General features: G+C 65.6%; 9 protein-coding genes. 3 read left to right on the forward strand and 6 right to left on the reverse strand.

Annotated features, from left to right (window positions below; all coding sequences use genetic code 11):
* Nucleotides 1–27: 27 nt before the first annotated feature.
* Nucleotides 28–696, reverse strand: coding sequence for a phosphoribosylformylglycinamidine synthase subunit PurQ (gene purQ / locus ACFOOL_RS13205; RefSeq protein ID WP_380097621.1), 669 nt, complete (start codon nt 694–696; stop codon nt 28–30).
* 151 nt (nt 697–847) lie between these two features.
* Between purQ and ACFOOL_RS13210 the strand changes: the two genes are divergently transcribed.
* Nucleotides 848–982 (forward strand): hypothetical protein, encoded by a 135-nt coding sequence (locus ACFOOL_RS13210; protein WP_380097622.1) that lies wholly within the window; start codon nt 848–850, stop codon nt 980–982.
* Between the two features lie 258 nt (nt 983–1,240).
* On the opposite strand, the gene purS is transcribed toward ACFOOL_RS13210, so the two are convergent.
* Nucleotides 1,241–1,483, reverse strand: coding sequence for a phosphoribosylformylglycinamidine synthase subunit PurS (gene purS, locus ACFOOL_RS13215; RefSeq protein WP_380097623.1), 243 nt, complete (start codon nt 1,481–1,483; stop codon nt 1,241–1,243).
* A 16-nt stretch (nt 1,484–1,499) separates the two neighbouring features.
* Nucleotides 1,500–2,264: a phosphoribosylaminoimidazolesuccinocarboxamide synthase gene (gene purC / locus ACFOOL_RS13220; RefSeq protein ID WP_380097624.1), complete on the reverse strand. Its 765-nt coding sequence runs from the start codon at nt 2,262–2,264 to the stop codon at nt 1,500–1,502.
* 209 nt (nt 2,265–2,473) lie between these two features.
* Between purC and ACFOOL_RS13225 the strand changes: the two genes are divergently transcribed.
* Nucleotides 2,474–2,797, forward strand: a complete 324-nt coding sequence (locus ACFOOL_RS13225) for a DUF1476 domain-containing protein (protein WP_380097625.1) — start codon at nt 2,474–2,476, stop codon at nt 2,795–2,797.
* A gap of 291 nt (nt 2,798–3,088) precedes the next feature.
* Here ACFOOL_RS13225 and ACFOOL_RS13230 read toward each other — a convergent pair whose 3' ends face one another.
* Genes ACFOOL_RS13230 through rpe form a run of 3 tightly spaced genes read right to left on the reverse strand, consistent with a single transcriptional unit; the run spans nt 3,089 to nt 5,706 of the window.
* Nucleotides 3,089–3,637, reverse strand: coding sequence for an RBBP9/YdeN family alpha/beta hydrolase (locus tag ACFOOL_RS13230; RefSeq protein ID WP_380097626.1), 549 nt, complete (start codon nt 3,635–3,637; stop codon nt 3,089–3,091).
* Nucleotides 3,634–4,965, reverse strand: a complete 1,332-nt coding sequence (purB, locus tag ACFOOL_RS13235; protein ID WP_380097627.1) for an adenylosuccinate lyase — start codon at nt 4,963–4,965, stop codon at nt 3,634–3,636. The genes ACFOOL_RS13230 and purB overlap by 4 nt, the downstream gene beginning before the upstream one ends.
* 60 nt (nt 4,966–5,025) lie before the next feature.
* The gene (gene rpe / locus ACFOOL_RS13240; RefSeq protein WP_380097629.1) at nt 5,026–5,706 is read right to left on the reverse strand and encodes a ribulose-phosphate 3-epimerase; all 681 of its coding nucleotides are present in this window, start codon (nt 5,704–5,706) and stop codon (nt 5,026–5,028) included.
* A gap of 600 nt (nt 5,707–6,306) precedes the next feature.
* Between rpe and ACFOOL_RS13245 the strand changes: the two genes are divergently transcribed.
* Nucleotides 6,307–7,047 (forward strand): cytochrome c biogenesis CcdA family protein, encoded by a 741-nt coding sequence (locus ACFOOL_RS13245; protein WP_380097631.1) that lies wholly within the window; start codon nt 6,307–6,309, stop codon nt 7,045–7,047.
* The last annotated feature ends 238 nt before the right edge of the window (nt 7,048–7,285 follow it).

The following is a 7,285-nucleotide window of genomic DNA, read 5'->3' on the forward strand; positions in this document are numbered from 1 at the left end:
TCCGGAATTGGCGGCGGGCGAGCGGACTTACGCCACCTGCTTCAGCGCCGAGGCAAACAGCGCCCGACCGTCATCGCCGCCATGGGCGGCCTCGATCAGGTTTTCGGGATGCGGCATCAGGCCGAGCACGTTCTTGCGTTCGTTGAAGATGCCGGCGATGTCGTTGAGCGAGCCGTTGGGATTGGTGCCCTCGGCATAGCGGAAGGCCACGCGGCCATCGCCCTCGAGCCGCGCCAGCGTCTCGGCGTCGGCGAAATAATTGCCGTCGTGATGGGCGACGGGGCAGCGGATGATCTGGCCCTTGGTGTAGCCGCGGGTGAAATCGGTGTCGGCATTGACCACTTCGAGCTTCACCTCGCGGCAAACAAATTTCAGTGAGGCATTGCGCATCAGAGCGCCGGGCAGCAGGCCCGCCTCGACCAGAATCTGAAAACCGTTGCAAACGCCCAGCACCCTCACCCCCTTCTCGACGCGCTCGCGGAGCCTCTCCATGATCGGCGAACGGGCAGCAATGGCGCCGCACCGCAGATAATCGCCGTAGGAGAAGCCGCCGGGGATAACGATCAGGTCAACCTCGGGAATATCGCTGTCCTGGTGCCAGACGATGGCGGGCTCCCGTCCCCCGATGCGGGTGAGGGCGGCAACCATGTCGCGATCGCGATTAAGGCCAGGAAATACGATGACGGCGGCCTTCATCGGTCAGTCCTCTCGTCTGTCAGGGGTGTGCGAGGCCCTTGTGGTGAGTCTTGCCGCAAAAGGCAAGCCTTTCGAGCACCGCCGGCGCCCAAGGCAACCTCGGCGGGCCGGGATGCGTTTAGCTCATCCGGATGCATCGGAAGGAACGACAATGACACCGAAGATTCGACTGCCGCGCAAGCCCGCCAAACTGATCGGCAAGGACCGCCACCTGCCGCCGATGATGCAGGGCGACCGCCCCATCCAGCCCATCGTGCCACCGGTCTTCAGGACTGCCGGCCGGTAAGGCGTGGGCGTCTTCCCCGAGGTATCGGATGCGCCGGACGGCCTCTCACTCCGGCCCTCTCTCCCAAGGGAGGGGGCGCAGGAAGGTGGGGCAGGTTTCCGGCTGTGGCCCGTCGTTACATCGGCACCGAGGCATAGGCCGCGAAGAGCAGCCCGATCGAGGCGAAGAACATGACCGAGAGGGCAATCTGGGTTTTACGCATAGTCATATCGTCCTGCGTCCGGACTGGACGCGATTAAGGGTTATCGCCCGAAGGCGTTAATTTGAGATTTCGATCGCGTAATTTTCGATCACGGTGTTGGCGAGCAGCTTTTCGCACATCGCCATGATCTGGGAACGCGCGACTTCCACGTCTGTTCCGGCAATCTCGAAATCGAAGACCTTGCCCTGGCGGATGCCGGAGACGCCGCCGAAGCCCAGCCCGGCCAGCGAGCCTTCGATGGCCTGGCCCTGGGGGTCGAGGACGCCGTTCTTGAGCGTGACGATGACGCGAGCCTTCATTGCCGTATTCCCGAACTCACTGAACCAGGCGCGGACCGGTGGTCAGCGCATTGTCGTTCTCGACCAGAATGCCGAGGCGCTGGGCGACCTCCCGATAGCTTTCCACCAGACCGCCAAGGCCCTCGCGGAAGCGATCCTTGTCGAGCTTGTTGCGGGTCTTGATGTCCCACAGGCGGCAATTGTCGGGGCTGATCTCGTCGGCCAGAACGATGCGCATCAGATCGCCCTCATAGAGCCGGCCGACCTCGATCTTGAAATCGACGAGCTGGATGCCCACCCCCATGAACAGGCCGGTGAGGAAGTCGTTGACGCGGATGGCGAGGCTCATGATGTCGTCGAGCTCGGCCGGATTGGCCCAGCCGAAGGCGGTGATGTGCTCCTCGGAGACCATGGGATCGCCCAGCGCATCGTCCTTGTAGTAGAACTCGATGATGGAGCGGGGCAATTGCGTGCCCTGCTCGAGACCGAGGCGCTTGCACAGCGAGCCGGCGGCGAAATTGCGCACCACCACCTCGAGCGGGATGATCTCGACCTCGCGGATCAACTGCTCGCGCATATTGATGCGGCGCAGGAAATGGGTGGGGATGCCCATGGCGTTGAGCTTGGTGAACACGAATTCGGAAATCCGGTTGTTCAGCACGCCCTTGCCGTCGATCACCTCATGCTTGGCGCCGTTGCCGGCGGTGGCGTCGTCCTTGAAATACTGCACCAGAGTGCCGGGCTCGGGCCCCTCGAACAGGACCTTGGCCTTGCCCTCATAGATTTTACGTCGACGGCTCATATCGAATCCGCTGCCATGGATAAGGTGGGAAGGATTGGCCCGCTTCATGCGCCAGAACAGCAGCGAAAAGCAAGGGCTTTCCTCTCGGCCCGCCGTCGGGGGCATGGCGTCGCAGACCCGCGCCGGCCGTTGATTTGCGCGGTGAGACCGCCTATGTCCAAGGCCGGAGCCGGTTGGGCGACGCCACGCAAATCCATATGGGAGAGACCATGAGCGGGTTCGAAGAACGCAAGAGGGGCCAGGAAGCCAAGTTCGCCTTCGACGCGGAAAAGAAGTTCAGGGCGGAAGCGCGCCGCAACAAGCTCCTGGGGCTGTGGGCCGCCGAGCTGATGAGCCTCGATGCCGCAGCCGCCGAGGCCTATGCCGCCGAAGTGGTCGCCGCCGACTTCCAGGAAGCGGGCGACGAGGACGTGTTCCGCAAGGTTTCGGGCGATCTGTCGGCCAAGGGCGTCGCCATTACCGAGGAAGCCATCCGCGAAAAGATGGTGACGCTGATCGGCGTCGCCAGCGAGCAGATCGCCGCCGAGGGTTGAGCCGCCGGCCAGAGATGTTCTCGAAGCCCTGCCGGGAAACCGGCGGGGCTTTTTGCTTTTCGGGCGCAAAGAAGGGGTAAAAACCCTGTCGCGGTCATGTCCGGGGCGCTCCTGCTGCCGGGGTGGTCGGGGCAGGATAGGGCGACGGCAGGAGCGGGGGGATAGTTGGAGGCTGGGATGGTTCGCTGGCCCCACCCTCGACCCGCAAGGGGGAGGGAGGCGAAGGGACCGGCTTCCCCTGCCTCAAAAAGGGGAAGGGGCAGAAGCACCGAATCCGCCTGGCAATGAAAGCTAGAGCCGCTGCATCAGCCGGGTGAACATCAGCAGGCCTTCGGGCCAGGGGCCGTGGCCGGAGGCGGTATCGATGTGGCCGGCATCGCCGGCCTGGTGGAAGTCGGAACCCCAGGCGCTGGCGAGGTCGGCGGCCTGTTCCAGCCCGCAGAAGGGATCGGTGCTGGAGGCGACGAGGAGCGAGGGGAAGGGCAGGGGGTCGCGCGGGGCCGGGGCGAAGTCGCCGAGCGCTCGCGGCGTGCCGGCGCGGTCGAGATCGGGCGGCGAGACCAGGAAGGCGCCGCTGACCTTGCCGCGGGGCAGCTTGGGGGCGGCGTGGGCCAGGGCGATGCAGCCCAGCGAATGGGCGATGATCACCACCTGCCGCTGTGCCAATTCCGCCGCCTTGGCGATGGTGTCGGCCCAGTCCTCGGGGTCGGGCTCCCGCCAGTCGGCCTGTTCGACGATGGCGGCGGTGCGCATCTTCTCGGCCCAGCGATGCTGCCAGTGGCCGGGACGGCACCCACCCAGCCCCGGCAGGACCAGGATATCCGCCTCGGCAATCCTCATGCCCCAAACACCCGGGCGAAGATCGTGTCGACATGCTTGAGATGATAGGCGTCGTCGAACATGGCGTCGATTTGTGCGTCGCCCAGAGTCACTTGCGGGTCGTCCTTGAGATATTGCGCAAACAGGCCGGTGCGGTCGCCGCGATGCTCCCACACCTTCATGGCGTTGCGCTGCACGGCGGCGTAACTGTCCTCGCGGCTGTAGCCGGCCTGGGTCAGCGCCAGCAATACGCGCTGGGAATTGTGCAGGCCGCCCAAGAGGTCGAGATTTTTCCGCATGTTCTCGGGATAGACCACCAGCTTGTCGATGACGCCGGTGAGGCGCGCCAGGGCGAAATCGAGGGTCACCGTGGCGTCGGGGCCGATCATGCGCTCCACCGAGGAGTGGGAGATGTCGCGCTCGTGCCAGAGCGCCACGTTTTCCAGCGCCGGGGTGACCATGCCGCGCACCAGCCGGGCGAGACCGGTGAGATTTTCCGTCAGCACCGGGTTGCGCTTGTGCGGCATGGCCGAGGAGCCCTTCTGGCCGGGCGAGAAATATTCCTCGGCCTCCAGCACCTCGGTGCGCTGGAGATGGCGGATCTCGATGGCGAGTCGCTCGATGGACGAGGCGATGACGCCCAGCGTGGCGAAGAACATGGCATGCCGGTCGCGCGGGATCACCTGGGTGGAGACCGGCTCGATGGCAAGGCCCAGCTTTTCGGCGACATAGGTTTCCACGGACGGATCGATATTGGCGAAGGAGCCGATGGCGCCGGAAATGGCGGCGGTGGCGATCTCGTCGCGCGCCGCCACCAGCCGGGCGCGGTTGCGGGCGAATTCGGCATGGGCCTGCGCCAGCTTGACGCCGAACGTGGTGGGCTCGGCATGGATGCCGTGGCTGCGGCCGATGGTGATGGTATGCTTGTGCTCATAGGCGCGGCGCTTGAGCGCGGCGAGCAGCGCGTCGATATCGGCGAGCAGGATGTTGGCGGCATCGCGCAACTGGACCGAGAGCGTCGTGTCCAGAATGTCCGAGGAGGTCATGCCCTGATGGACGAAGCGGGCCTCGGGCCCGACGATCTCCGACAGGTGGGTCAGGAAGGCGATGACGTCGTGCTTGGTGGTGCGCTCGATCTCGTCGATGCGCTCGACGTCGAAGCCGTAATGGCCCAGCTCCGCCTTGCGGGCATTCATCACCTCCCAGATCCGGTCGGCGCTCTCCTGTGGCACGACGCCCAGTTCGGCCAGCCTGGAGGTGGCGTGGGCCTCGATCTCGAACCAGATGGCGAAGCGGTTCTCGGCCGACCAGTTGGCCACCATTTCGGGACGGGAATAGCGCGGGATCATGGGTTTAGCCTTGTCGGGTGAGGATTTGATTCAGGTGCGGGGCAAAGGCGGTTGCGGCTGTCAGACCACCCTTGTTTCCGCCGCGTCGCGGATGGCCTTGATGCGGCCGGCATAGGTGGCGGGGTCGTTGCCGCCATAGATGGCGGAGCCGGCGACCAGCACATTGGCGCCGGCGGCGACGATCGCGCCGGCATTTTCAGCCGAGATGCCGCCATCGACCTCGAGGTCGATATCGCGTCCGCCGATCAGCGCCCTTGCCTGGCGGATCTTGTCAAGGCTCTGGGGAATGAAGCTCTGCCCGCCGAAGCCGGGATTGACGCTCATCACCAGCACCAGGTCGCACAGATCGATGACGTGCTCGATCGCGGCAACCGGGGTCGCCGGATTGAGCGCCACGCCAGCCTTGCTGCCCAGGGCCCGGATGGCCTGGAGGGAGCGGTGCAGATGCGGGCCGGCCTCGGCGTGGACGGTGATGATATCGGCGCCGCCAGCGGCGAAATCGGCCAGATAGGGGTCCGCCGGCGCGATCATCAGATGCACGTCGAAGACGGCGTCGGTCAGGCCGCGGACGGATTTCATCACCGGGGCGCCGAAGCTGATATTGGGCACGAAATGCCCGTCCATCACGTCGACATGGATATAGTCGGCGCCGGCATCGACTATGGCTTCGATCTCGTTTCCGAGCCGGGCGAAGTCGGCCGAGAGGATGGAAGGCGCGATGCGGAGCGGGCGGGCGGGCATGGGGCACCTCGGCGAAGGTTAGGAATAGCGGTGCTATAGGGCGGGCGGCGCCCGGGGGCAAGCGCCGGGGAGGTCCGGGCGTGCCGAAGCCCCGCGCCGGGGGCGGCGCGGCTGGGCGGGGCAGGCGGCGCCGCAAAAGCTGCGACATGAGGCAAGGCTCGCCTCGGGTGCCGGTCGTCCGGCGATAAGAAGTGAAGCAGACCTTGCCTCATGTGCCGGAGGCTCGTCCAACGCAACGTCACGGCGGATTTACATCCTTGCTCCGCCCATGAGGGCCTGCTTCGTCTTCGCCCTGCTGGCGACGTGGCAGGTGCCGACCGGTGCAGCCGGTGCGGCCCGACATGGAGTCCGGGGAGACGCCGGACACGTTCCGATTGCGCCGACGGGAGCGAGGCGACCCGCGCTCCATCCGGCTCCCCGCACCGACCGTTCGTCGCGACCGCGCAGCTTGTGCGGGAACAAGGCCATTGTGACCGAGAAAAGGTAAGCGTGGATAAGTTCGTGGCTGCGGCCGCTCACATAAGCGAGATGCGGCAGCACGGCTCATTGCCTTCCGCGCCGGCCGCGCTACACACGAGACACCGACAAGGAGCATCCGACGTGGAATTTTCCCTGCCTCTGGTCATCGGCGCCGGTGTGCTGAGCTTTCTCAGCCCCTGCGTGCTGCCGCTGGTGCCGCCCTATCTCACCTATATGAGCGGGGCGAGCTACGACCAGTTGCGCGCCGAGGCGGATTCGGGATCGGCGGGGCGGCTGACGCTGCGGGTGGCCTTCACCTCGCTGTTCTTCATCCTCGGCTTCTCGGTGGTGTTCGTGACGCTGGGCGCCACCGCCACCGCTTTCGGGCAGGTGTTCCGGCAGCTCCTGCCGATCCTGACGCCCATCGCGGGCATCGTCATCATCGCCATGGGCCTGCATTTCCTCGGCGTCTACCGCATCGGCTTTCTCGACCGGCAATTGCGCCATCACGGTCCCGGCGTCGCCTCGGGGCCGCTGGGCGGGTTCCTGCTGGGTCTCGCCTTCGCCATCGGGTGGACGCCCTGCATCGGGCCGGTGCTGGCCGCCATCCTCTCGGTCGCCGCCAGCCGCGACACGGCCTGGGAAGGCGCCTCGCTGCTCGGGCTCTATTCGCTGGGGCTGGGCATCCCGTTCTTCCTCGCGGGCGTGGCCATCGGCCCGTTCCTTACCTTCTTCCAGGGCTTCAAGAAGCATCTGGGCACGGTGGAAAAGGTCATGGGCGGCCTGCTGGTGTTCACCGGCCTGCTGTTCCTGACGGGCAATTTCACCCGGATTTCCTACTGGTTCCTCGAAACCTTCCCGGTGCTGGCGACCTTCGGCTGAGCGGGAGGCGGGGGCGGTTGGCGGGTCAACGCTTTCTTGCTCCGCTCCCTTGAGGGGAGGGGTCATTAGGGGCTCTTGGCTCAATTTATCTGCCACACCGGGCTTCCCTCGGGCTTGACCCGAGGGCCTCTATCCACGTGCAGGAAACCCGGGTTTCGGGGCTCCCAGGCCGGCCCTCGGGTCAAGCAACCGTGGATCAGCTTTGGAACGCTGGATCTTTTTTGGCGATTGCGTTGAG

It is taken from the genome of Devosia honganensis (assembly GCF_042648785.1).
Classification (GTDB): Bacteria; Pseudomonadota; Alphaproteobacteria; order Rhizobiales; family Devosiaceae; genus Devosia; species Devosia honganensis.